This window comes from Tistrella arctica (assembly GCF_039630945.1).
GTDB lineage: Bacteria > Pseudomonadota > Alphaproteobacteria > Tistrellales > Tistrellaceae > Tistrella > Tistrella bauzanensis.
Window position 1 is genome coordinate 299,744 of sequence record NZ_JBBKTV010000002.1, and the last position, 25,118, is coordinate 324,861.

Annotated in this window: 21 protein-coding genes and 1 pseudogene; 14 read left to right on the forward strand and 8 right to left on the reverse strand. The window is 61.8% G+C overall.

Going from position 1 to position 25,118, the window contains the following annotated elements; translation table 11 throughout:
• Positions 1 to 3 precede the first annotated feature (3 nt).
• Together WG924_RS05280 and WG924_RS05285 are read left to right on the forward strand one after the other, a co-directional pair.
• Positions 4 to 1,761: a M14 family metallopeptidase gene (locus WG924_RS05280; protein WP_345931973.1), complete on the forward strand. Its 1,758-nt coding sequence runs from the start codon at positions 4 to 6 to the stop codon at positions 1,759 to 1,761.
• A gap of 68 nt (positions 1,762 to 1,829) precedes the next feature.
• Positions 1,830 to 1,964 carry a hypothetical protein gene (locus tag WG924_RS05285; RefSeq protein ID WP_345931974.1) on the forward strand — a complete coding sequence of 45 codons (135 nt, stop codon included), beginning with the start codon at positions 1,830 to 1,832 and terminating at the stop codon, positions 1,962 to 1,964.
• A gap of 209 nt (positions 1,965 to 2,173) precedes the next feature.
• On the opposite strand, the gene WG924_RS05290 is transcribed toward WG924_RS05285, so the two are convergent.
• From WG924_RS05290 to WG924_RS05305, 4 genes are all read right to left on the reverse strand, one after another.
• Positions 2,174 to 3,109, reverse strand: a complete 936-nt coding sequence (locus WG924_RS05290) for a phosphoenolpyruvate carboxykinase (ATP) (RefSeq protein ID WP_345931975.1) — start codon at positions 3,107 to 3,109, stop codon at positions 2,174 to 2,176.
• Between the two features lie 23 nt (positions 3,110 to 3,132).
• A complete protein-coding gene (locus WG924_RS05295) occupies positions 3,133 to 3,426 on the reverse strand; it encodes a PqqD family protein (RefSeq protein ID WP_345931976.1) in 294 nt (97 codons plus the stop codon).
• 814 nt (positions 3,427 to 4,240) lie between these two features.
• Positions 4,241 to 5,065, reverse strand: coding sequence for a MipA/OmpV family protein (locus WG924_RS05300; RefSeq protein WP_345931977.1), 825 nt, complete (start codon positions 5,063 to 5,065; stop codon positions 4,241 to 4,243).
• Positions 5,066 to 5,124: 59 nt separating this feature from the next.
• Complete coding sequence (locus tag WG924_RS05305) at positions 5,125 to 6,267, reverse strand: amidohydrolase family protein (RefSeq protein WP_345931978.1); 1,143 nt, start codon at positions 6,265 to 6,267, stop codon at positions 5,125 to 5,127.
• A 558-nt stretch (positions 6,268 to 6,825) separates the two neighbouring features.
• On the opposite strand from WG924_RS05305, the gene WG924_RS05310 reads away from it, so the two are divergent.
• From WG924_RS05310 to WG924_RS05320, 3 genes and pseudogenes are all read left to right on the forward strand, one after another.
• On the forward strand, positions 6,826 to 7,551 hold the full coding sequence (locus WG924_RS05310) for a response regulator (protein WP_345931979.1): 726 nt from the start codon (positions 6,826 to 6,828) through the stop codon (positions 7,549 to 7,551).
• On the forward strand, positions 7,548 to 8,939 hold the full coding sequence (locus tag WG924_RS05315; protein ID WP_345931980.1) for an ATP-binding protein: 1,392 nt from the start codon (positions 7,548 to 7,550) through the stop codon (positions 8,937 to 8,939). The genes WG924_RS05310 and WG924_RS05315 overlap by 4 nt, the downstream gene beginning before the upstream one ends.
• Positions 8,940 to 8,975: 36 nt before the next feature.
• Positions 8,976 to 9,142, forward strand: a pseudogene (locus tag WG924_RS05320) (IS481 family transposase); the annotation flags it as partial.
• Positions 9,143 to 9,300: 158 nt separating this feature from the next.
• On the opposite strand, the gene WG924_RS05325 reads toward WG924_RS05320, so the two are convergent.
• The gene (locus tag WG924_RS05325) at positions 9,301 to 11,058 is read right to left on the reverse strand and encodes a GmrSD restriction endonuclease domain-containing protein (protein ID WP_345931981.1); all 1,758 of its coding nucleotides are present in this window, start codon (positions 11,056 to 11,058) and stop codon (positions 9,301 to 9,303) included.
• A 283-nt stretch (positions 11,059 to 11,341) separates the two neighbouring features.
• On the opposite strand from WG924_RS05325, the gene urtA reads away from it, so the two are divergent.
• From urtA to WG924_RS05360, 7 genes are all read left to right on the forward strand, one after another.
• Positions 11,342 to 12,535, forward strand: coding sequence for an urea ABC transporter substrate-binding protein (gene urtA / locus WG924_RS05330; protein ID WP_345932260.1), 1,194 nt, complete (start codon positions 11,342 to 11,344; stop codon positions 12,533 to 12,535).
• A gap of 206 nt (positions 12,536 to 12,741) precedes the next feature.
• On the forward strand, positions 12,742 to 13,671 hold the full coding sequence (urtB, locus tag WG924_RS05335) for an urea ABC transporter permease subunit UrtB (RefSeq protein ID WP_345931982.1): 930 nt from the start codon (positions 12,742 to 12,744) through the stop codon (positions 13,669 to 13,671).
• A gap of 73 nt (positions 13,672 to 13,744) precedes the next feature.
• Positions 13,745 to 14,866, forward strand: coding sequence for an urea ABC transporter permease subunit UrtC (gene urtC / locus WG924_RS05340; protein WP_345932261.1), 1,122 nt, complete (start codon positions 13,745 to 13,747; stop codon positions 14,864 to 14,866).
• Between the two features lie 13 nt (positions 14,867 to 14,879).
• Positions 14,880 to 15,653 (forward strand): urea ABC transporter ATP-binding protein UrtD, encoded by a 774-nt coding sequence (urtD, locus tag WG924_RS05345; RefSeq protein WP_345931983.1) that lies wholly within the window; start codon positions 14,880 to 14,882, stop codon positions 15,651 to 15,653.
• An 88-nt stretch (positions 15,654 to 15,741) separates the two neighbouring features.
• Positions 15,742 to 16,431, forward strand: a complete 690-nt coding sequence (gene urtE, locus WG924_RS05350; protein WP_345931984.1) for an urea ABC transporter ATP-binding subunit UrtE — start codon at positions 15,742 to 15,744, stop codon at positions 16,429 to 16,431.
• 94 nt (positions 16,432 to 16,525) lie between these two features.
• Complete coding sequence (fmdA, locus tag WG924_RS05355) at positions 16,526 to 17,761, forward strand: formamidase (protein ID WP_345931985.1); 1,236 nt, start codon at positions 16,526 to 16,528, stop codon at positions 17,759 to 17,761.
• An 80-nt stretch (positions 17,762 to 17,841) separates the two neighbouring features.
• On the forward strand, positions 17,842 to 18,171 hold the full coding sequence (locus tag WG924_RS05360; protein ID WP_345931986.1) for an FmdB family zinc ribbon protein: 330 nt from the start codon (positions 17,842 to 17,844) through the stop codon (positions 18,169 to 18,171).
• On the opposite strand, the gene WG924_RS05365 is transcribed toward WG924_RS05360, so the two are convergent.
• Genes WG924_RS05365 through WG924_RS05375 form a run of 3 tightly spaced genes read right to left on the reverse strand, consistent with a single transcriptional unit; the run spans position 18,161 to position 21,401 of the window.
• Positions 18,161 to 19,522, reverse strand: a complete 1,362-nt coding sequence (locus WG924_RS05365) for a VWA domain-containing protein (RefSeq protein WP_345931987.1) — start codon at positions 19,520 to 19,522, stop codon at positions 18,161 to 18,163. The genes WG924_RS05360 and WG924_RS05365 overlap by 11 nt on opposite strands.
• Positions 19,523 to 19,538: 16 nt before the next feature.
• Positions 19,539 to 19,727, reverse strand: coding sequence for a hypothetical protein (locus WG924_RS05370; protein ID WP_345931988.1), 189 nt, complete (start codon positions 19,725 to 19,727; stop codon positions 19,539 to 19,541).
• 39 nt (positions 19,728 to 19,766) lie between these two features.
• Positions 19,767 to 21,401 carry a phospholipase gene (locus WG924_RS05375; RefSeq protein WP_372044742.1) on the reverse strand — a complete coding sequence of 545 codons (1,635 nt, stop codon included), beginning with the start codon at positions 21,399 to 21,401 and terminating at the stop codon, positions 19,767 to 19,769.
• A gap of 472 nt (positions 21,402 to 21,873) precedes the next feature.
• On the opposite strand from WG924_RS05375, the gene WG924_RS05380 reads away from it, so the two are divergent.
• Both WG924_RS05380 and WG924_RS05385 read left to right on the forward strand, forming a co-directional pair.
• Positions 21,874 to 23,097, forward strand: a complete 1,224-nt coding sequence (locus tag WG924_RS05380; RefSeq protein WP_345931990.1) for a nucleotidyltransferase family protein — start codon at positions 21,874 to 21,876, stop codon at positions 23,095 to 23,097.
• Positions 23,094 to 24,968 carry an ATP-binding cassette domain-containing protein gene (locus WG924_RS05385; protein WP_345931991.1) on the forward strand — a complete coding sequence of 625 codons (1,875 nt, stop codon included), beginning with the start codon at positions 23,094 to 23,096 and terminating at the stop codon, positions 24,966 to 24,968. Before WG924_RS05380 ends, WG924_RS05385 begins: the two co-directional genes overlap by 4 nt.
• The last annotated feature ends 150 nt before the right edge of the window (positions 24,969 to 25,118 follow it).

Here is a 25,118-nt window from a genome sequence, read left to right on the forward strand (position 1 = left end):
CCCATGACCCTGCTCATCGATCAGAGTTTCGCGCGCACGCTCGACCGGTTGCTCGCCCGCTATGCCACGCCCGACTGGCAGGGCGCGACGCTCGATGCCTGGCTGTTCGAAGACACGGCGTCCCGGCGCGCGGCCGAGGCGCGGTTCCGGGCCGCCGGCATCACCGCCCGGCTGCACCCGGCCTATAAGCCGCTGATCGGCCTGTTCATGGAAGATCCGCGCGCGGCCGGGCCGTTCGCGCGCGTCGACGTCACCTATCCGGTGGTGGCGCCGGCGGGCGACAACCGCTTCCGGCTGGAAGCCTATCCGCTGGCCGGCATGCTGGGCGACGCTGTGGCCACCTTCACCCCCGATATTCAGCCGGCCTCCGGCCCGATCCGCTATCGGCTGCGGCTGGCGGCGGCCGACGGCACGGTGACCGTGCTTGAAGTGCCGGCGCCCAACCATCTGGCGCCCGATCATCTGGGCGAAATGCGGCTGTCGCCGACCGGCTGGCTGCGTGTCAGCCATCCCGATGGCCGGCGGATCGACGAACGCCTGCCAACCGAGTATGAGGCCCTGTTCCACCGCGCCATGGCGGTGATCGCCGATCACGACTGGGGCCAGGACGAACCGTTCTTCGAAGCGTTGGAGATCCGCGTCGATCTGCCCGGCCTCGACATGGTGCTGCCGGTCGGCGAGGAAGCGGTCAGCCTGCATGAAGCGCTGCACGAAGAGCTGTATTTCTCGGTGCTGGAGCATATCCAGCGCCGGACCGGTCGGCCGGTCGGCGCCCGCGACATCCAGCCCGGCCAGATCCTGCCCGATATCCGCGCCGGCGATACCGTCCGGCTGCGGATCGAGACCCGGCCCCTCGACACCGGCGAGGCCGACTGGCCCGACCAGCCGCTGCACGGTGCCGACGCGCCCTTCGGCATGGCGCAGATCCGCGCCGAACTCGACCGCATCGGCGGGCGGGTATTCACCGCCGGCTCGCGCGCCGGCCGGACGGTGCCGGCGCGCTATATCGCCGGCAGCGACCATCCGGTGATGATCAGCGGCGGCCAGCATGCCAACGAGGTCTCAGGCGTTGCCGGCGCGCTCCGCGCCGCCGCCCTGCTGGCCGAACGGCCGGCGGCACATGTCACCATCGCGCCGGTCGAGAACCCCGATGGCTATGCCCTGCACCGCCGTCTGGCCCGCAGTCAGCCGCGCCACATGCATCATGCCGCGCGCTATACGGCGCTGGGCGACGATCTGGAATACCGCCGCGCCGATGTCCTGCCCTATGAGGCGGCGATCCGCGCCGAGGCCCGCGCCCTCAGCGGCGCCGATCTGCATCTGAACCTGCATGGCTATCCGTCGCATGAATGGACCCGGCCGCTGACCGGTTACATCCCGCGCGGTTTCGAGATGTGGACGGTGCCCAAGGGCCTGTTCCTGATCCTGCGCCATCATCCCGGCTGGGATGCCCGCGCCCGCCGCCTGCTCGGCCGGGTGACGGCGGCGCTGGCGCAGATCCCCGCCCTCGCCGCCCTCAACGCCCGCCAGATCGCCCTCTACGAGTTCCATGCCGGCCGGCTGGATTTCGAGGTCATCGACGGCATCCCCTGCATGGTCTCGGAACACGCCACCCAGGCCCCCGCCGTCACCCTGATCACCGAATACCCCGATGAAACCGTCTATGGCGATGCCTTCCGTCTGGCCCATGACGCCCAGTCGCGGGCGGTGCTGGCGGCGTATGAGGCGTGGCAGGAGATCATGGGAGATGACGAGACTTGACACCCCTGGGGGACATCGGTCACATTTTACTGAATACACCTGCAATATTATCAGTATGGGGACCATCCATGAACGACATCCGGAACGACGAGGTCGATCGTGACGAGCGCGCCGCCTGGAGCCCGCCGGTCTTGACCAAGGTCGCTGTCGACGAGGTGGTTCAGGCTTTGCCGATCGGTGGCCTTTTCAACGTCGCATATTGACGTCGTCCTGTTAACGGCGCGCATGCCGACTGGCATCGGGGCGCCGGGCCAGAATCGGGATGTCGGGCCGGGGCGCAGGGCCAGAATCGGGACGCCGGGCCAGAATCAGGACGTCCAGGTAGATGCGGGAAGCAGGGAGACCGGTGACGGGCGCCCTGCTTTTTTCGTGTCTGGCCGTTGGATGAACCAGGCTCTTGTCAGACGCCGCATCATCCGCCGGGCGATTGATCGCCCGCCAGGCCGTCGGCCGCGACCAGATCCTCTATCAGGCCGAGCAGCGACGGCAGATCGGCGAGATCACCGGTCCGGCTCAATTGCCAGGCGGGCAGGCGCCGGGCCAGTCGTGCCGCCGTCGCGAGCACGCGCTCCTGCCCGCCGGGCTGGCCCGACAGATAAGCGCGGTGAACCATGGCGTAAATCACGACGGTCGCCTGAAGCGGCGCCAGCCGCGTCAGACGCGGGCGGGCGGCGCGCGGGTCGTGCTGTAGATGGATGACACCTGTCAGGTGGGTCGTATCCGGATCAAAGGCTTGCCGCACCGGCACATGCCACTTGTCCTGACCGCGCATGGTCGGTTCGAGACCGCTGTGATCGACCGACAGCGCGGCGCAGCTACCGCTTGACAGCTTGACGCTGGGAAATGATGGCTGAACGCGCATGGTTCCCGGGTCGACCACCAGCAGGTCATCTCCAAGGATGCGATGGCCGCGCTGCGCCAGCGCGGTGATGGTCGTGGACTTTCCTGCCCCGGCATGACCCACGATGGCGATCGCGCCGGCCCTTGTCCTCAAACCGGCGCCATGCAGGGGAACAAGGCCACGCTGATGGCAGATCGCCCCCAGCACCGGCGTGAACAGGCAGGTCTGAATGTCCGGCCATGGGGCGCCCGGCACGGGTTCGATCACCACCTCATGACCGCCGCTCATGCCGAATCGCGCCAGCGCCGGCACGTCGAACACAATCCGATGATCGGCGCCAACGGTCATCCGGTCCCGCTCAAGCCGGACAGGCGGGGTGGGCGGGGCAACATCTCCCAGCCGGACCACGATATCGGCCCGCCTCTCGTCCGACACAGGCCATGGCAGCAGGTTCGGCCATTGAACCTCCGACGCCAGATGCCAGCCGCCGAGACGATAATGGTGCATCACCGCGATCTCCATACCGGCATTCATGCCTGGACGCTGGCCAGTCCTTCATCGATCAGCCTGTCCAGAAGGGCACAGACATCGGCGGTGATCACGTCGAGCGGGGCCGCATAGCGTCGCTCCAGCTCGGCACACAGATCGGCGACACGTCTTGGATTTTCCAGCAGGTTCCAGATATCGGTGCCGATCCGGTCCAATCCGAAGTATACGCCGCTCTCGACATCCATCATGACATATTCATGATCGACCTCGATCGCCAGACAATGATCGATCCTGGTCACCACAGTATTGGCCGCCACAGTTGATCCGGATGCCATATCACTTTCTCCTCCGCGCGGCCCCTGTCAATCGCTACAGATTATTATCAACCTGAATACAGGATCGCAATGACAGAACCGGGCTGTGTGGCATCCTGGTGTATCGTCAACCACGCCAGAAACACTTGACGCGCCGTGGATACATCCTTCAGCCCAAGGGCAGGCCGTCGACAGCAACGATCCTGAACCGACGCGGCAGCGGGAGACGACGTCCCCCGGCCACCATACATAAACACAATTATGGCTGACAGCCACGGGGCCGGACGGGACCACCTCCGTATTTAAGCAGCACGGCAACAGCAGAGCCCCTCAAAGGGGTCGATATATCAAGTCCCCTTCAGATAATTTCATCCGAATTTTGCGATATGGGTCAAAGCGTCATTTATATTGAACCAGATCGTTTCGGATACATCTGCAAGAAGAAAGCCGTAATTATGGTGACCGCGATGGCCCTGACCTTGAAGACGGCATGCATGGCAAGCCGAACAGGTTATCCCGCGTCAGAGCGACCCTGCCGCCGGACCGCCGCCATCCGGCTTCCCCTCACGGTCCACGGCGCCGACGACCACGGCGTACCGGCCCTGATCGCCCTCGCCCGCGAGACAGGCTTCCTGGTCCGCCACCTTAACCCCGCCGACGCCGCGGCCTATATCGGCTGGCTTCACCCCGTGTGTATCGCTCGACAACCCGGTCTCAAGCACGATCACGCAGCAATCGCTGGGCTGGCATCCAACCGGCGCCGGCCTGCTCGACGACATGACGGGGAGCGGGTATTCGCCTGCCTCGACAATGAGGGTTGATACACAATAATCGCTCAGAATTTGTAGGAGACGGTCATCCCGCCAAAGAGAACGCTATCGTCCTTGCTGATCGGGCTATCCGCCGCGTCGCCGATCACTTGAGAATATTCGATCATCGTGAGAATCTCCCAGTTCTCGAAGACGGGATATACGAAGCCGAGCTCCGCACCGACGGCTTTAAAGCCAGACTGCGGGTTGAACCGCGCCAGGCCGGAGCGCGCCGACTGCGCCGGGTTGATACCGAAGTAGCTATCCATGTACTTGTCATCCGACCACGTCGTGGAAATTCCGGCCAGGATAGCTGGCCCATTCTCGCTCTCGTCGTCTACGTCCGCCAGATGTGATCCATAGCTTGCGCCCCTCAAGGCACTGACGGGGATCATGGTTTCGACACCGAAGGACACCTCCAGTGAGTCGGTCCCTCCGAGATGTCGGGTCAGTTCGACAAACGGGGTGACGAGGCCGACGTCATACTCAAGGCTCAAATTCAGCGTTGGTGCGCCATCGACGTCACCCAGCCCCCTCAGGTCGGAACTATCGCTTTCGTCGCGCCCCCATTCATAGTTGAGGCTGACATCCACGGTAAAATCGTGGTTGTCGTAAACGACGGCGCCCAATCCATCTGCCGTCGTAAGGTAAACCCTGTCGTTCCATGTCATGCCCAGGACGGGCAGGAACATGACCTCCATGTCATCGGAGCCCTCGTACTTGGACTCATATCCCACGCCGCCTCCGACCTCGAACTGCCATTTGTCCCCCGCCGACGCAATCCCGGGGAATGCAACGGTCGCCATCAGCAGTCCTGCTGCGACGCCCTTGCGATAAACCATGTCGCTCATGTTCGAGACCTTCCATTTTGCCATTCATGGTTCAATGTCGAGCGATCCGCGCGGATGCGTCAGACCTTTATGCCGAACAGCTTTTCCGCGTTTCGGAATGCAATTTTTTCCTTGGCCTCACGTGGCAGATCCACCGCCCGAAACCAGTCGGTTCCTTGCTTCATGTCTGCAAACGGGTAATCGGTTGCAAACATCACCCGATCCACACTGATGTATTTCAGCAAAAGATGAAGCAATTCATCCTGGAAGAATGCGCTGGTCGTGTACCAGAAATTGTCATTAAAATATTGACCGACAGGCTTATTTAGCGAATTTTCGGTCGCCTCACTCATATCTCCCACAATACGCTCGTAGTAAAACGGAAGCCCTTCTCCCATGTGTCCAATAATGATCTGCAGTTTGGGGAATCTGTCGAAAACCCCGGTCACGATCAATCGAAGGCATTGAGTAAGGACTTCCTGATGCCAGCCATACCCTGAACCACTGAAAATGTAATCCTGATACTCTTCGTTATATTCTGGCCGCGTAATGCGGTAGTAAATTTCGAAGACGTCATCAGGCGGGAAGCCTGGATGCAGGTATATCGGCACACCAAGTGCCTCGGCACGCGCCAGAACGGGCTCAAAATCAGGGTGGTCGAGGAATTTCTTGCCAACGAATCCATTGGTCATGGCGCCCAGAAAGCCATCTTCCCGAACGGCACGTTCCAGTTCGTCCGCCGATGCCTCCGGATCCCGCAGCGGCAGGGTCGCATAGGCCTGGAACCGCCCCGGATAGGTGGCCATCGGGCCATTGGCAATCATCTTGTTGAGACGATACGCAAAATCGATGCCTTCCTGGCCGGCGAGATTCTGCACGCCCGGCGTATGGGCGGAGAGGATTTGAACGTTGATCCCCGCCTTATCCATTGCGCCAATGCGGCCAGGGCCGAGTTCGGCAAGACCGGTTTCCTTGAGGTACTCGACGTGATCATCGTTGATCGCGTTCAGCGCCATCAGTTCGTCGGTCGTATAGGTCTCTTCCGTGGCGATAAAGGGCAGGTCCTGGTCTCGCAACGCGATGACCGAAGCCTCTGTCGCGGCGGCGCGAGTGATAATGGCGGGTGCGGACAATCCGACACCAACACCAAGTGCAGCCGCGCCACCCAGAAAACTGCGGCGCCCCATCACCAGGCTCTTCCGGGGCTTTTCGATCGGTTTCATGTCAGTGTCTACTCCGATGCTGCGTTGTGCGGTTTGGGTTCAGCTTTCGCCGCCCCACGCCGCCTCCGGCCTCGAATTCCCATTCGTCCCCGGCCGCCACAATCCCGTTGCGATATACCATGTCGCACATGTCCGAGACCTTCATGGTTCGATGTCGGGTAGCCTAGAGGCGAGGTTTCACACCCGCATGCCAGAAAAGACGCCAAGTTGTAAAAAAGTGTGACAGCGCTTCTGTGCTTGGGTCGGCCTCTGGTGAGCTGTCCTCTTAACCTTCTTTTCATGCTAGTCTTGGCAAGGAGGACTGAACCATGGGACAGGCGTCGAGGACGAGCGGCTGCACCTGCCTCGCCATCGTCGCCGGCAAACCGCCCATCACATACAAGATGCTGATGTCATCGTAAGCAACGGCATAATATTTTGGACGAATTTGTATAAAAATATACCAGGGAAGAGCGTTGACATACTTTTATACACTTTCCTGTTTGTTCAACGCGGCAAAATCGATTATCCGCATGTTCGGTAGCGCGAAGCATTGAGGGGATTGGAGATTTGAACGCCATGCCGTCGAAGAATCCTCACATCCTGGTCGTCGACGACCACAGGAGCATCCGGGAGCCCTTGGCGAAGTATCTGGGTGAGAACGGGTTTCGAGCGTCTATGGCCGCCAATGGCGCGGAAATGGATACTGTCATTAAAGCTGCGTCGATCGACCTGATCGTTCTCGACATCCTGATGCCTGGCGAAGGCGGGTTGGAAATCTGCCGGCGTATACGAGAAACACGTGACATACCGGTCATTCTGCTGACATCCGTTGCCGACCAGACCAGCCGAATTGTTGGATTGGAGATCGGCGCGGATGATTACTTGACCAAACCATTCAATCCACGCGAGCTCCTGGCGCGGATCAAAGGCGTGCTGCGACGCGCAAATAGCTTACCGAAGCAATATTCAGGAATTGAAGCGGGCCAGATCGGTTTCGGGCCCTGGGTCCTGGACGTGGACCGGCAGGTTCTCAAGAAGCAGAGCGGCGACCAGGAAACGGCGCTTAGCACGGTGGAGTTCAGGCTCTTAATGACCTTTCTCAGCCATCCGAAGATGGTTCTGTCCCGCGATCAGTTGCTCGATATGGTCAGTAGTCGCGCCGCCACTGTGTTCGATCGGTCGATAGATAACCAGGTCAGCAGGCTTCGCAAGAAAATCGAAGTGGACCCCAAGAACCCGGAAATCGTCAAAACGGTCTGGGGTGGTGGCTATATGTTCACTTTGGACGTGGCCCGCCGATGAGGAAGCTTCACACCACAATTGCGGGTCAATTGATGATTCTTATCATCGGAACTGTCCTGCTGTCGCAATTTATCATCCTCGCCGTCTTCTATGTTAAAACGGATCAACGTATTCAAGAACAACAGATCAGAATGATCATCGAGGAGGTCGCTACCGCTTATGAAATTGGGCGTACGACATCGGGTACCGAACGCGAGCGACTCATACGGGCGGCAAGCGATCCGGATATTCGGTTCTCTATTGAAGATCGACCACTTACTCAAACCAGGTTCGATCTCCCGGACGACAGTATTGTCAGCATGCCCGAAATTCTCTCTGGAAGGCCTATATTCGCCACGGATAATACCGTACCGCCTTTGAGTATATGGGAATTCTGGTTCGCGGAGAGACTCGAGGACTGCCTTGTTTTAGCAGAGCAATCCAATCAAGGAAGCGCCTGTCCGATTGACTACGTCTCGATACCATTGAATGAGACGGAGTGGCTCAACGCCAGAGTCTTGTCGCCGGTGGATGAACTGGTGATCCTTCTACCAGTCATTCTGTCCGCTGCCCTCACGCTCGTTGGGATCTTGCTGATCGTCACGATCATCGTCAAACGCATCACGGCGCCGTTGCGGACACTATCTTTGGCCGCCGAACGGTTTGGTCAAGGTGAGGCCGTCGGCTACGTTGAGGTGAAGGGGCCTGACGAGCTCAAATCCACGACAACGGCGTTCAACACCATGCAGGAACGTCTCAGCCGATTTGTCGACGACCGAACGAGAATGCTGGCGGCCGTCAGCCATGATCTGCGGACGCCCATCACCTCCCTGCGATTGAGAGTGGAATTCATCAAAGATCCAGAACTGAAGTCCGAGATGATCCAGACGCTTGAGGACATGGCCTCGATGGTCGAAGGCTGTCTGGCTTTTGCCAAACAGGACGTCCAGGAAGAGAAAAGTGAAACGATCGATCTCGTCGAGACCCTTTCGAATCTCGCTAGAGAGTTCCCGCCTCCAGGGGTCGCTTTTTCGACCGATCTGCACACCCACATATACCTCTGTCGACCCGTCTCATTGCGACGTGCCATTCGGAATATGCTCGAAAACGCCGTGAACTACGCAAGTCGAGCCCAACTAACGGTCTATACAGACGACGATGGCGTCTCGATCGAGATCGTCGACGAGGGGCCGGGTGTACCGGATGAGATGCTCGACGACATCTTCGAGCCATTCTTCCGGGTCGACGAAGCCAGAAACACGGAAACCGGCAATGTGGGCCTCGGACTCTCGATAGCACGCACAATCATCCATAAGCACGGCGGCACAATACGAGCGACCAACATGCTCAGCGGGTTGAAACTGAGCATCTGGTTGCCGGGCCAGATGAATAGTCCTCCCCAGCTTTGATAGTGCAGTCTTTTCGCAGAAATGGAAGGATGCGCTATGGGTCAGGTTCTCCATGGATGCGGCACGACGACAGAGGCGGTCCGTCGAGCGATACAGCATAGCCCAGAGAGCCAGAGGGGTCTGGCCCAGCGCTACAGGATCAACCAGAAGACCGTCGCAAATGGAAACAGTGGGCCCCGGTCGCCGACCTGCCGACTGGCCCTGGAACGGTCGTAGCGCTCCAGTTCGGCGTCACGCTCCTGACGATCGAATAGCCCAGGTTGCCCGCCCATCCAATGTCACCCTCCGCAGTCAGGGCAAGGGAAGCATGGCAACGCCGATAGTGCGACGGTTTTTCGAGGCGTCCAGTTTCCCTGTTACCTCAATCCTCGTCCATATCGTCTGCACCAGGCTCAACCACATCAGAGTAGGCATCGCCGATCACCAGATGCAGCCGTTCAATGATCATCTGCGCGCGATTTCTGAGAAACAGGTCGTAGTTTTCAACTTTGAACTGGTCAAGCCAATCCGGTGCCGTGGGATCCCCCGGCATCAGACATGATTTCATATTTTCGGAGAACTGGCCGACCGTTCCGTGAGCCTTGGCATTGGACAGGCACTCTTTGAAGTATTCGAATGGCGACCTGTCACTGATGATGCGATTTGTGGTCTTATTGATGGGTATCTTATTCACAATAGAATCAATCGAATGATTACCGTAGCCGTTCTTTTTGAGAATGGCCCGCGGGAAGATGTGATGTTCTTCAAGTTCATCATGCTTCAGATGATCGCCTGAAACCATATCTGTCCGGATAGATGAAAACAGAAGCGACTGCAACCCTTTATACCTAACGTCCGCGCCCTGATATAATTTTACGATCTTGTCGACGCTAAGATGAACACGGTCAAATTCAGGGAGAACATTCGATTTAACGTATTCTCTCAATTCAGAATAATACAATCCCATTTTGTAATTACCAGCCTGCCGTGCTCCTTGCTGAAGAATTTTACAGAAATACCATTTTCGTAGGATCGCGTTCTTATTGTCGAAGACGGAGTTTCGCTCGGGACTGGTGAGCGCCATCATGGCGGCGATCGCCGTCAGGATGTTGTGGCTGGGAGGACTGGGCGGGCGAGCCCCATTATACTTTGCCCATTCATAAGCCGACGCCAAATTCTGAATGGCCGTCCGCCAATATGCCTCGATAGCGCTACGTTCAATCGTGAGCAGCTTGCTTCGTGAAACTTGGGGATATTTTTCGGAGGAGATAAGCGAAATGACTTGAAGGACTCGCTCACCATCAACCTCGAACTCCCTCAAAACTGGAAATTCTTCTTTGGCATTATCCCACATCGCTCGCAGATCAGGCTGTGGGTAATACGTCGCGACAGATAGATCAAACGTTGTGAGGCGTGTTCCCGTCGAGTTAATGGTCTCGAAAATTCGACAGACACTCTCGATATGAGCGTCACGTTCAATTGTAACAGCGGGCAACTGGTAATTTCTGAGACGTTCAAATATACCTTTAACTTTAGCGGCAGCCATCCTTGCCTTGGAACGATCACCGCCGAACTCCGGAAAATCTTCTGGAGAATCCTCTATGTACTCCGAGACGAATATATCACATTTTGCCTGATCAAGTATGACGTCCGATCGCAATAGGCGCCCATTTTCTTTTCGGTCTGTTTCTACTTTCCCCTTCTGCCGTACAACTATCCATTTTGTTCCTTCATCTTCGTTAAAATAATCATTGGCGAGGCTTTTTATATCAAAATAATAACTCTTCTTCGGGTGCGCATCCATAAATACGCGGACAACAGAAGTTACCCTCTGCTGCCCATCCAGAATATAATATTGATCGTTTGAAAGATCATCTTCAGTATTTTCTATTCTTGTATGGTCTGCAGAAGGAACTCCATCCCTTATCTCGGCTTGGATGCTTCTAGAACTGAGATTAATGGATGGAGATCGTGGTAAGAGCAAAATTGATCCGATCGGATACGACCGCGACATCGAATCGATCAAAAGTTTAACTTGGCTATCCCGCCAGACAAATGCCCGCTGAAACTGAGGTATGGTCAATGATTTCTCACGAGCGCGTCGAAGCACCTCGGAGATGCTGAAATTCGCTGTTTGCATTCGATCCTCACGAGGCGTACGCCAAGGCCGCTAACACAGGAACATATGAGTTCACCTATATCAGCGGATTTGTGCCCCCTCCGCAATCCCACGTACGCAACCCCCCGTATTTCCGCAGCGCAGCAAATCCCCGACCATCTGATGGCGCGATGCGGACCGTTCCCCCGGCGGCCGTGTCCCGAGGCTCCATCGATCAGGAGGGGACATGACCCTGACCCATTCAACGGGCCACGCGCCCCGGTTCGGCCTGAAGCGGCTTGCCGCTGCTGTGGCCGTGTCCGTGATGACGTCCGTGGGGGCTCTGGCAGGTCTTGCCGGCGCCGTCCATGCTGCACCGCCCACCGCCGAGGTGAACACCACCGGGCTCGCGGTCACCGATACCGAGGTCACCGTCGGCATCCTGCACTCGGTCACCGGCACCATGGCGATTTCCGAGACCGGGTCGGTGCAGGCCGAAAAGCTGGCCATCGCCCAGATCAACGCATCGGGCGGCATTCTTGGTCGCCAGATCAAGGTCGTGCAGGAAGACGGCGCCAGCGACTGGCCGACCTTCGCCGAGAAGGCCCGCAAGCTGCTGGTCAGCGACAAGACCGCCGCCGTGTTCGGCTGCTGGACATCCGCCAGCCGCAAGGCGGTGCTGCCGGTGTTCGAGAAGGAAAACGGCCTGCTCTATTACCCGACCTTCTATGAGGGTCTGGAAGAGTCGCCCAACGTCTTCTACACCGGCCAGGAAGCCACCCAGCAGATTCTGGCCGGCATCGACTGGGTGATGAAGGAAAAAGGCGCCAAGAGCTTCTATCTGCTCGGCTCCGACTATATCTGGCCGCGCACCTCGAACAAGATCGCCCGCAAGCATATCGAGATGAACGGCGCCAAGGTGCTGGGCGAGGAATATTTCGCCCTGGGCCATACCCAGTTCAACTCGGCGATCAACAAGATCAAGCTGCGCAAGCCCGATGTGATCTATGCGATCATTGTCGGCGGCAGCAATGTCGCCTTCTACAAGCAGTTGAAGGCGGCCGGTGTCGACCTGTCGAAGCAGACCCTGCTGACCATCTCGGTGACCGAGGATGAAGTGCTGGGCATCGGTGGCGAGAACATCGCCGGCGCCTATGCCTCGATGAAGTACTTCCAGTCGCTCGACAACCCGAACAACGCAGCCTTCGTGGCGGCGTTCAAGGAGATGTGGGGCAAAGACATCGTGATCGGCGACGTCACCCAGGCCGCCTATCTGGGCCCCTGGCTGTGGAAGGCCGCGGTCGAAAAGGCCGGTTCCTTCGACGTCGACAAGGTCCGCGAGGCATCCCCCGGCATCGAGCTGACCACGGCGCCCGAAGGTTACGTCAAGATCCACCCCAACCACCATCTGTGGAGCAAGACCCGGATCGGCCTGGCCAAGCCCGACGGCCAGTTCGAGGTGCTGTATGAAACCGCCGAGCTGATGGAGCCCGACCCCTTCCCCAAGGGCTATCAGTAAGCGGCCGGCAGGCGCCGGACGACGCGGGCGGCCTCTCCCCGGTTGCCTCCCGTCTCCGGCGCCACCCCGTCTCGGGCGCCGCTCCGGTGCCGTCCCGATCTTCAGCACCCGACCTGCCCCCTCTCGTTCCTCCATATCCTTGCCACCACGATGCGCCGCGCGCCCGTTGACCCGGATGCGCCGGCCGCTCGCTCGGGAGGTGCCGCATGTTCGACGGCTACACGGCGTCAGAACTGGTCTCGATCCTGGCCATGCAGGGTTTCGCCGGTCTGATCCTCTTCTCGGTTTTTCTGCTGATGGCGCTGGGCCTCGCGATCATCTTCGGCCAGATGGGCGTCATCAATATGGCGCATGGCGAGTTCATGATCCTCGGCGCCTATATGACCTATCTCACCTCGACGATCACCGCCGAATACTTTCCGGGCCTGTTCGCCGGATATTTCTTCGTGGCGATGCTGGTTGCCTTCGTCACCGCCGGTGCTCTGGGCCTGCTGATGGAATGGGCGCTGATCCGCCATCTGTACAAGCGACCACTGGATACATTGCTCGCCACCTGGGGCGTGTCGCTGATCCTGCAACAGACCTATCGCTTGGTGTTCGGCGCCCGCGAGGTCGGCGTGTCGCTGCCCGACTGGATGATGGGCGCGCTGCCGCTGTCCGACACCATCGAGGTGCCGATCAATGGCCTGTTCGTGATGGCGCTGACCCTGGTGATTTCCGGCATCGTCTTCCTGCTGATGTTCCGCTCGTCCTGGGGGCTTCAGGTGCGCGCGGTCACCCAGAACCGGGTGATGGCCGGTGCCGCCGGCATCAACGGCCGCCGGGTCGACGCCATGACCTTCGCGCTGGGCTGCGGCATCGCCGGGGTCGCCGGATCGGCCTTCACCATGATCGGCTCCACCGGGCCGACCTCGGGCCAGCTCTATATCGTCGACACCTTCCTGGTGGTGGTGTTCGGCGGCGCGCAGAGCCTGCTTGGCACCATCGCATCGGCGCTGACCATCTCGCAGTCGCAGTCGACGCTGGAATTCTTCCTGTCGGGCAGCATGGCCAAGGTGTTCACGCTGCTGGTCGTGGTCCTGATCCTGCTGATCCGCCCGCAGGGCCTGTTCGTCCTCAAAGTGCGGAAGGCCTGACGCGATGAGCCAGAGCACCCTTCATCCGGGGGCAACCGCCCCCGCCATCCCAACGCCGTCGCGGCTGGCGCTGATGTTCGGCACCCGGCGCGACATGATCGGCCTGCTGATTTTCGCCATTCTGATCCTGCTGGTGCTGCCGGCGGCGCTGGACCTGTTCCGGCTGAACAATGTCGGCAAATACCTGACCTATGCCTTCGTGGCGGTGGGGCTGGTGCTGTGCTGGGGGCTTGGCGGCGTGCTGTCGCTGGGCCAGGGGGTTTTCTTCGGCCTGGGCGGCTATGCCATGGCCATGTTCCTGAAGCTTGAGGCGTCCTCGCCCGAGGCTACCGCCATCCAGTCCACCCCCGGCATTCCCGATTTCATGGACTGGAACCAGATCACCCAACTGCCCTGGTTCTGGGAACCGTTCCACAATCTGGGCTTCACCATCATCGCCATCGTCGCCCTGCCGACCATCTTCGCCTACATCCTGGGCGCCATGCTGTTCAAGCGCCGGGTGGGCGGCGTGTATTTCGCCATCATCACCCAGGCCGTGGCCTCGATCCTCACCATCCTGATCGTCGGCCAGCAGGGCCTGACCGGCGGCATCAACGGCATCACCGACCTGCGGACCCTGCTCGGCTGGGACATCCGCGACGACAGCGCCAAATACATTCTCTATTACCTGAACGGCGCCCTGCTGATCGCGGTGATCCTGGTCGGCCAGTTCATCAAGAACGGCAAGATCGGCCGCATCCTGGTGGCGCTGCGCGACAAGGAGGACCGGGTGCGGTTCACCGGCTATGACGTCGCCGCCTACAAGACCTTCATCTTCTGCGTGGCCGCCGCCTTCTCGGGCATCGGCGGGGCGATGTTCACGCTTCAGGTCGGCTTCATGTCACCAAGCTTCGTCGGCATCGTGCCCTCGATCGAGATGGTGGTGTTCTGCGCGCTGGGTGGCCGGCTGTCGCTGCTGGGCGCCGCCTATGGCGCGCTGATCGTCAACTACGCCAAGACCGTGTTCTCGGAAAGCTTCCCCGAACTCTGGCTGTTCGCGATGGGCGCTCTGTTCATCGGCGTGGTCGTGGCCTTCCCGCAGGGTCTGGCCGGGCTCTGGCAGCAATATGTCCAGCCATCGCTGATCCGCCTGATCAGCCGCAAACCGTCCGCCACGGAGCCGGCCGGCCCCACGGCGCCGGCCCCGGGCGAGTGAAGGAGCCTTTGCCATGAACGCTGCCATCGCAACCGGTGTCGCCGCCACCAATAACGACTTCCTGCTCGCGGTCGAGGGGCTGACCGTATCCTTCGACGGCTTCAAGGCGGTCGACGACCTGTCGTTCTATGTCGATCGCAACGAGATCCGGGTGATCATCGGCCCCAATGGCGCCGGCAAGACCACGGTGCTCGACCTGATCTGCGGCAAGACCCGCGCCACCGCTGGCTCGATCCGGTTCGAGGGCCGGGAACTGACCAAGATGTCGGAACACGAAATCGTCCGCTCAGGCGTCGGCCGCAAGTTCCAGACCCCGTCGATCTATGAAGACCTGACGGTGTTCGAGAACCTGGAACTGTCCATTCCCGGCACCCGCCATGTGTTCAAGGCGCTGGGTTTCCGCCGCGATGCCGCGGTGGTGGACCGGGTGACCCGGATCGCCGAGGAAATCTTCCTGGCCGATCAGTTGACACGGCGCGGCGACGAACTCGCCCATGGCCAGAAACAGTGGCTGGAGATCGGCATGCTGCTGATCCAGGACCCGGCGCTGATGATGCTCGACGAGCCGGTCGCCGGCATGAGTGTCGCCGAGCGGGTCAAGACCGCCGATCTGCTGAACCGCATCACCCGCAACCGCTCGGTGATCGTCATCGAGCACGACATGAACTTCGTCAAGGACATCGCCCACAAGATCACGGTGCTTCATCAGGGCCGGATCCTGTCGGAAGGCGATATCGACAAGGTCCAGTCCGATCCGAAGGTCATCGAAGTGTATCTCGGACATTGATCACGCCGGCCATTCTGCACGCCGGGCGCAATCTGGATCGCTCGTACCGAAACCTGCTTCATGTCCGAATGATGATGGGAGACCGCTGATGTTGACTGTCGATGACCTGACCGTCGCCTATGGCCAGTCGGAAGTGCTGCATGGGCTCAGCCTGTCGGCGGCCAAGGGTGAGATCGTGGCGATCATGGGCCGCAACGGCATGGGCAAGACCACACTGATGAAGTCGCTGATCGGCATCCTGCCCACGCGCGGCGGCCGGATCCGGCTGGGCGACACCCAGCTTGCCGGCACCGAACCCTATGAACGGGTGCGCCATGGCCTCGCTTTCGTGCCCCAGGGCCGGATGATCTTTCCCGCCCTGACGGTGGAGGAGAACATCCGCACCGGCCTGGTCGCCCGTGGCCGCACCCGCATTCCCGACGATATCTTCAGCCTGTTCCCGGTGCTGCACGAGATGCGCCGCCGCCGGGGCGGCAATCTGTCGGGCGGTCAGCAGCAGCAATTGGCGATCGCCCGCGCCCTGGTGGCGGAGCCCTCGGTTCTGCTGCTCGACGAGCCGACCGAGGGCATCCAGCCCTCGATCATCAAGGATATGGCCCGGTCACTGCGCGAGATCCGCGACATGATGAACCTGACCATCCTGGTCTCGGAACAGGTGCTGAGCTTCGCGCTCGACACCGCCGATCGCTTCCTGGTGATCGAGAACGGCCGGCTGGTTCATGAAGACCGCCGCGACGCGGTGAACGAGGCCCGGATTTCCGCCTACCTGTCGGTCTGAGCCGGCCCGGTTCGTCCGCACATCCTTCCACACAGTTTTCCGCCACCCCTCACACGCAACTCATCCCGCAATCCGACAGATACGGAGCGCCCGCATGACCGAAACGCTCGTCAAGGTGGATCTCGCCAGCTCGGCTTATGACAACGAGAATGTTCATAACCGCTGGCACCCGGATATTCCGATGGTCGCCTGGGTCAGCCCCGGCGACGACTTCAAGCTGGAATGCTTCGACTGGACCGGTGGCCAGATCAACAATGACGACGACGCCGCCGATGTCCGCGACGTCGATCTGTCGCAGGTTCATTTCCTGTCGGGGCCGGTGGGTGTGAAGGGCGCCGAACCCGGCGACCTGCTGGTGGTGGAAATCCTCGACATCGGCACGCTGCCCGGCGCCGATTGGGGCTTCAACGGCGTCTTCGCCAAGGAAAACGGCGGCGGCTTCCTGACCGAGCACTTCCCCGATGCCCGCAAGTCGATCTGGGATTTCGAGGGCCTGTTCGCGAAATCACGCCATATTCCGGGCGTGCGTTTCGCCGGGCTGATCCATCCCGGCCTGATCGGCTGCCTGCCCTCGCACAAGCTGCTCGATGAGTGGAATGTCCGCGAAAAGGCACTGTTCGACACCGACCCGACCCGCGTGCCCGGCCTCGCCAACCTGCCCTATGCCCCCACCGCCCATATGGGCCGGCTGAAGGGATCGGCCTCGGAAGCCGCCGCCGCCACCGGTGCCCGCACCGTGCCGCCGCGCGAACATGGCGGCAATTGCGACATCAAGGATCTGTCGCGCGGCTGCAAGATCTATTTCCCGGTCTATGTCGATGGCGCCGGCCTGTCGATGGGTGACCTGCATTTCAGCCAGGGCGATGGCGAGATCACCTTCTGCGGCGCCATCGAGATGCCGGGCTGGGCGCATCTGAAGGTCGATCTGATCAAGGGTGGCATGGCCAAATACGGCATCAAGAATCCGGTGTTCAAGCCCAGCCCGATCAAGCCGACCTATAACGACTATCTGATCTTCGAGGGTATCTCGGTCGACGAGTCCGGCAAACAGCATTACCTCGACGTCCACATCGCCTATCGCCAGGCCTGCCTGAACGCCATCGAATACCTGACCAAATTCGGCTATTCGCGCGGTCAGGCCTATTCCATCCTGGGCACCGCGCCGATCGAGGGCAAGATTTCGGGCGTGGTCGACGTGCCGAATGCCTGCGCCACCCTGTTCCTGCCCACCGAGATCTTCGATTTCGACCCCTCGCCCACGGCAGCCGGCCCGTTCAAGGCGGTCGAGGGCGCCGAACTGCCGATCGCCTTCTGGAAGGACAAGGCCTGACCAACACAGACTGACCGAAGCGGCACCGGCCCCGGATGCGGGTCGGCGCCGCCGCCTTCTTCGACAGGGGATACCCGCCCATGCCGCTCTATGATTACGCCTGCACCGCCTGCGACACCGATTTCGATGCCTTCCGCCCGATGGCGGAGGCAGCCGCCCACGGCACCTGCCCGCGCTGCGGCGCCGCCGCCCCGCGCCGGATCACCGCCCCGCGCCTCGCCGGCATGTCAAAGGCATCGCTGGCTGCCCACGCCACCAACGAACGCGCATCGCACGAACCGCGCCGTACCTCCCATGTCTGCGGCGCCGGCTGCAATCATGGCGGATCGGCGAAAGGCTTCACCGCCACCGCGGACAAGCCGGCGATGAAGACCTTTCCGTCGAAACGGCCGTGGATGTTCAGCCATTGACCACGACCGAGGCCAGCCAGGTCCGCTGGAACAGGCCGGCGACAGGACTTTCGCCGGTCACGGTGAACTCGACATTATAGGTTCCAGGGCGCCGGGTCTCGGTCAAGCGTCCGACATAGCCGAGGGGATGTTCGGCCAGCGACACCAGCGATCGCCGATAGGCTAGGATGTCGATCTCGGGCAGAAGTTTCTGACGCAGGGCCGACAACCGGAGCACCCGTTCGCCGCGCCGCCCCGGCGCCACCCCTTTGGGCAATGCCACCGCGCCCAACTGGTCGTCATAACGTTCCAGAGCTTCGTCGATCGTCGTGGTGGGCCGCGAGACGGCCGCCCGGACCAGCGCACCGCGAACCGGCTGCCCGCCTTCGACGACATCCACCTCAAATGTCATGGGCTCGCCGGCCTTGATCATCCGGGGAATCCGGAAGACCACGTCGATTGGCGAAGCTGCTGCCAGAGAACGCTGCGACTGGCCCGGATAGAGCAGCGCCGCCCCAAGCGAGTCGACATCGACACCGTTTCCGGCATATTCGAACTGGATGTTCCACTCACCTGCGGCGAGCGAGCCGGGATCGAAGATCACATAGCCGTCGCCGACCACGTCCGGCTCGATATCCGACACGTTGCCGTTGGGATCAACCAGGGTGATCGCGATCTGTTTGCCATAGGGCGTCGAGCGGGTATAGGCAATGCTTTCGTCGTTCCACACCGCGGCGAGTTGGTTGGCGCCGTCGGTCTGCGATATCATCACCGACACCAGACGGAAGTCGTCGCTGTCGATCGTCTCAAGATCGTTTGCAAGCACGGATGCGGAACTGGTCGCGCCGCGGATCTGAGTATAGACTTTGCCCATGTCGCTGCCATGCAGCGCCAGGAAATATTGGCCGCCGGTTTTCGTGGCGATCTCCTGGAGCAATCCCTCGTCGGAGCTGGCGCCCATCGCGCACGTCATCACGCGATAGGATGGCAGTACATCCGTCGGATTCGGCCCGTAGTTCTGTTCGCCGTCGGAGAGCAGAACGCACGCCTTCGGGTCTGGCGCGCTGTCGAGCAGGCTTCGCCCCTGTTGCAGGCCCAGGCCGATCGCCGTCGACGGCCCGTCGAATTTGAGGGTCCCCAGGCTTTCACTGGCCTTCCTGGTCACGGTCTTGTTCTGGTCGACCGTCGCGAGCGCGCCCTGCGGAGCGTAGAGATTCCACGCCTCGCGGGAATAGGCCACCACACCCACCCGGTCTCCGGCCCGCATCATCTGTAGGAAATATCGGGTATTGATCCGGGTTTGGGCACTGAGCTTGTTGGAGGTCATGCTGATCGAATCATCGACGATCGGCACAGCGGAAACAGTGGTCATGTCCTATGCTCCCGGGTCAATTCGTTGTGCTGGCATCCGCGCGAATGGCGAGCGGTGCGGGGGGCGTCTGCGCGACGGGAAAGGTGGCCCTGCCCGCCCCGTCGGTCGTGGCACGAGAGACAGGGCTGCCTGCCGAGAGCAGTTCGAGTGCAAGATCGGAGACGGCATCGCCGTCGGCATCGAGAACGGTCACGGTAAGAGACATCGTGAATAGCTCCTTATTCTTCAGGGCATGTCGGCTTCTTCAGGGCATGTCGGCGTTGTCGACGAAGCGGGTCGAGACATTGTCGTCGATCGACCCTGCCTGCTCCTGCAAACCGCCCTCGAACTGTCGAAACACGTTGCGACCGGCCGCTCTGCCCGTTGGATCAACAGGCACGATCAGCGTCGGGAAATATTGACCCTGCAAAGTGATCCAGTCGGACCAGGGGCCGATATAGGACTCGTTCAGATCGTTCGTCCAACTGAACGCATAACGCACCCGCCGGCCGTCCATCCATTGCGGCGGAACCGGCGTCCGGCTTTGCCAGCCGGATGGATCCAGAACCGGCGCCGTCGTCGGCGGATCGAGATAGCCGGTCGGGTTGTTCGGCTTGTACAGAGCGAGTTTTGCCGCAGTGGTGGCACCCACCCAGACCGTTGTCCAACTGTGGTCGTTCAGGTTCGCGAGCGTGTTGCGGCAATAAATCGTATTGTCGCCGGCATAGAAGAGCGCCGCATAGTTGTCTGGATTAAGATGATTGATGACGGCTGTGAGATCGGGGATCAGGCTGAGCGCCGCGAAATCCTGCGGCCCTACGGCACTGCCATTGTTGCAGGCTTCCCAGATTTCATCCGCCGAGGCCTGCACCGTGAAGTTCACGCGATTGCGGTTGCCCACGTCGAGCGTGTCGAAATAACGCTTATCGCCATAGGCCCGCCACCGGTCGCCCGTGGCATTCTGCACGTTCAGGCCGAATTTGCAGTCCTCGTCGTGCATGTAACGCGCAAGCTGCGAGCCGAGGTAACGCCCGCCGACCACGCCGTAATAGAGCTGGCGCCGGGGCGTGCGAAGATGGCCGGCGGAAAACAGGTCCGAGAGGTAGTGGTCCGCGAACGCATTCATCGCATAGGCCAGCACCAGATCCTCGCGGCGGCCGGTGCGGCCGGCGACGACGGCCTGGCGCAAGGCCGCGGTATGGCCCGCCGTATATGCAGACACCGCCCAGACGCCGAAATGGTCCCAATTGGTCAGTGCCAGTTTCAGATAGCGGCCCAGCGGGTGCAGAATTGTGCCACCGCCGGTGATCTTGTTCCATTCCTTCGACAAGGTGTCGCCAAGCGCATCATAGGCCGTATGCGGCTCAAGCCCGTCGCGTACCGCCTTCTGCGCCGCGTCGATTTCGGTCTGCATGACCCGCAGGATCTGAAGAGCCTCATCGTGCGACGATGCCTTCACCGCAAGCGAATTGAAGGCTTCGGTGAAACGGGCAATGCGGTCGTCGGGCGTTACGCCGTCCGAAATCGGCTGGTCCGGAAGCCCATAGAAATCGCCACCCAGCGCCACGATCTGGCCATAGGTCAACGCAAGCCCGTTGGCCAGGCGCAGGGGCATCTGCCAGGCCGGGGTGCCAGGATCGGTGGGCGAGAAGTACAGGACGACCTGATCGCCGATGGCGGTATGCTCGCCGCCTTCGAATTTCTCGGACGGGCCTCCCTCGTTCGGCATCCGGCCGGCGTCCCAGTACTTGACGGTGTGCCCACCCTCCGGGAGCAGCGTCACCTGCGTGCCATCCCCCCTGATTTCAATGCCTTCAGGCGCGAAAAGCTGCGATATGAATGTGACGATGGCGGCCTGCATATCCTCCGCCACCGCTGCGTGCGGCGTATCCCCAGGCATTTGTTTCCCTCCCTCAGATGAGCCGATTATGTTTGGTTGTGTCAGAATGAAACTCAACTTTAGATTCATTTTTCAGTCAAGATAAGTCATCTATAGTTGATAACATTTTCGTCAGAACCATCCTGCGCCTGGGCAGATGATCCGCCGATATCCGGAATCGACGGGGCTGTGCTCAGGTGCCCGTGGTCCGGCTGCTCGCTCGATCGCAGCCTGTGAACATCCACGCCTGGTCTGCCCTGCCTCCGACAAGGGTGGCGCGACGCCGGGAAACACACTGTCATTACCGACATGTGCCCGTCCGTGGGGGCATCCTCTCGAAGCGGCCGCGGATACGCGGCCACTCGGCCACTGGGGCGTCAAGACGTGGTCGGGCATTACCTGTCGTCACCATCATGCCTGCCGCATCGCTTGCTCTGATCCGTCGCTTGCGCCAAAGTGCGCCGCAACAACAGCAGTGAGCAGCGAGGCCGTGATGGGTGATGATCTGATCAGTCCGGCACTGGCCGGCCTGGCAGCGGCGGTCGCGCGCGGCGTTGGTGGCCCTCTTGCCGAGGTCGCGCCGGACATCGCACTTGATGCCAGCGGTCCGCTTGCCGACTGGGGCGAAACCGCCCGTCTGCTCAGCCGTCATCGGATACAGGCGCTCGCCGCCCCGGCATTGCTGCATCGCCAGGACGCCGCACTGCCCGAGGATCTGCGCCGGAACCTCGTGCGCGCGGTCATGCTGGCCGTGCGCATCCAGTCGACGCAGCTTGCGGTGCTGGAACGGATGATGGCGGCACTTGAGGCCGCCGGCCTGCGGGCAATGTCGATCAAGGGGCCGATGGTCGGCCGGCGGTTCATGGCACGGCCGGAACTGCGGCTGTCGAATGACCTCGATATTCTGGTCGACCCGGCCCGGCTGGACGATGCCGAAGCGGTGATCGCGGCCAATGGCTATTACCGTATCCGTCCCGCGCCCGATCTCAGCCCCGCCCGGCTGGCCTATCATCGACGCTGGCGCAAGGACGCGGCCTTCCTGGCCCACGACCGCGGCCAGGGTCCGATGATCGAGTGTCACTGGCGCATCTTCGACAATCCGCGCCTGTTGCCGCTCGACTTCGAGGCGCTGTGGGCGGCGCGGCGTATGGACAGCCTGAACGGCACCGCCATTCCGGTGATTGGTGATGTTCAGCAACTGGTCTATCTGGCCATGCACGGCGCCAATCACGGCTGGTTCCGCCTGAAATGGGTGGCTGATTTCGCCGCTGTCGCGGCAGCGGCTCCGCTCGCCGACCGGTTGGCCGCGGCCGAGCTTGCGCGGAGGCTGGGGGTGCTGCCGGTCCTGAACCACGCCCTGTCGCTGGCGGTGCGGTTCTTCTCGATCCCGCTGGATCCTTCCGAAACGGCGCGGATCGCCGCCGATCGCCGGGTGCCGTCGTTGGACGGCTTCGCGCTGGATGCCCTGGCGCATCCGGATGCCTCGGTCATCGGCCTGGCCCATGATCGCGCTTTTGCCCTGCGCATGACCCTGCACAGTCACCGGCTGCGTACGGGGCCGGGATATCGTGTCAGCCAGTTGATCAGCCAGCTCAACGACCCGACCCTGATGGATCGGAGCACGCTGCCGGACGGCCTGCTGTGGATGCATCCGGCCCTGCGCGGCCTGTCTTATGCCCGCCATCAGATCGGCCGACGGATCGGATGGCGGCGATGACCGCAGGCCCCGCCTTCCGCCGCCTGCTGAGCCGCCTGATCGCGGCCGGCGGGCGCGGCCGGATCACACGGCTGGCCATTCTTCAGGTCGCCGCCGCCGTGTCGGAGAGCCTGAGCCTGGCGCTGCTGCTGCCGCTGCTGCGCATGATCCAGCTTCCGGGCACCGACGGCGCGTCGACCGCGGCCGGCGGCCAAACCGGCAGCGGCTGGACGGCGATCGACCGGCTTCTGGGCGGTTTGAGCCCGGCGCAGGCACTGGTCGCGGTGCTGGTTGTGTTCGTGGGCATCACCCTGCTGCGCGGCCTGTTGTTGCGCGCGCGTGAGGTGCACGGGTTTCACCTCAGCGTCGATATGGCGGCCCATCTGCGCGCCGGCCTGTTCGGTGCCGCCGCCCGCGCGCCATGGAGGGTTCTGGCGCGCGAACCGCGCGGCCGCCTGCTGGGCCTGCTGACCGGCGAGGTCGACCGGATTTCCAACGGCATCACGATGCTGCTGCGCCTGCCGGCACTGGCCGTGATGGCCGTGGCCCAGATCGCGGTGGCGGCCTGGATCAGCCCGCCGCTGACGCTGGCGGCGCTGCTGATCGGCGGCTTCAGCGCCATGGTCGTGCGGCGCCGGTCGAGGGCCAGCTTTCAGCAGGGCACCATGCTCAGCACCCGCCATGCCGTTGCCGCGCGCGAGGTCCGCGACTTCCTCGATGGCCTGAAGCCCGCCAAGGGCCAGGGGGTGGAGCTGCGGCATGCCCGGAATTCGGCGTCGGCGCTGCGCGATACCGGCCTTGGCATGCTGACCTTCATCCGCGACAGCGCCACCACGCGGATGGTGATGCAGTCGGTGGGCGCCATCGCCATGGCGGTGCTGATCATCATCGGCGCGCTGGGGCTGAAACTGCCGGGACCGGAACTGATCCTGCTGGCGGTGATCTGCGCCCGGCTGCTGCCGATGGCACAGGAATTCCAGCAATCCGCCCAGCGTGTCGCCCATATGCTGCCGGCGCTGGTGGCGCTGGAGGCAGCCGAACGGCGGCTGAACGGCACCGCCGACCCAACCACCGATCTGCCGCAGGCCATGCCGGTGCCCGACCATGCGCCGCGCCTGCAACTGGACGCCGTGTTCCTGGCGCACCGGCCCGATGCCCATGCCCAGCCCGATGCCCCAACCCGGTCCGATATCCCGACCCGATCCGATGCCGCCGGGCTAGAAGCGATGGATGGAGAAACGGTGGGAGAGGCGGAAGCGGCGGGCCAGATGGTGCTGAACGGCGCCAGCGCCGTGTTCCCCGCCGGGCGGATCACCGCCGTGGTCGGCCCGTCCGGCGCCGGCAAGACCACGCTGATCGACCTGCTGCTGGGCCTGCTGCCGCCGGATCGCGGCGTGGTCAGCATCGATGGCGCGCCGCTCGACGAGGCGCTGGCCACAAGCTGGCGGCGGCAGGTGGGCTGGGTGCCGCAGGAACCCTTCCTTACCGATGCCAGCCTGCGCGACAATCTGATCTGGTCGGCAGACCCCGATCGCCATCCAGTCGATGACGGAACACTGATCCGCATGCTGGATCTGGCGGGCCTGACCCCGGTGCTTGCCGGGCTGCCGCAAGGGCTGGACACGCCGCTGGGCGATCGCGGCAACCGCCTGTCGGGGGGGGAACGCCAGCGGGTGACCCTGGCCCGCGCCCTGCTGCGCCGGCCAAGGCTGCTGCTGCTGGACGAACCCACCAGCGCGCTGGATACAGCGACCGAGGCCGGCATCCGCACTATGCTGACCGCCCTGAAGGGCGAGGCCACGGTGATCGTGATCACCCATCGCCCGGCGCTGCTGGAGACGGCCGATCAGGTGCTGCACATGGCCGACGGGCAGTTCGCGGCCGCAGGCTAACACGCCGCGGGCCGCGCGGCCCGCAAGCTTCCCCATCCCTGGTTCACCATACGCCGCGGCGCGTAACCGGCGGCTTGGGGTCGTGGGAGAGGTTGGGGTGCATTCTTTCGTTTGACATTCGTATTTGTTTCGCAATAACCTCTACAGACT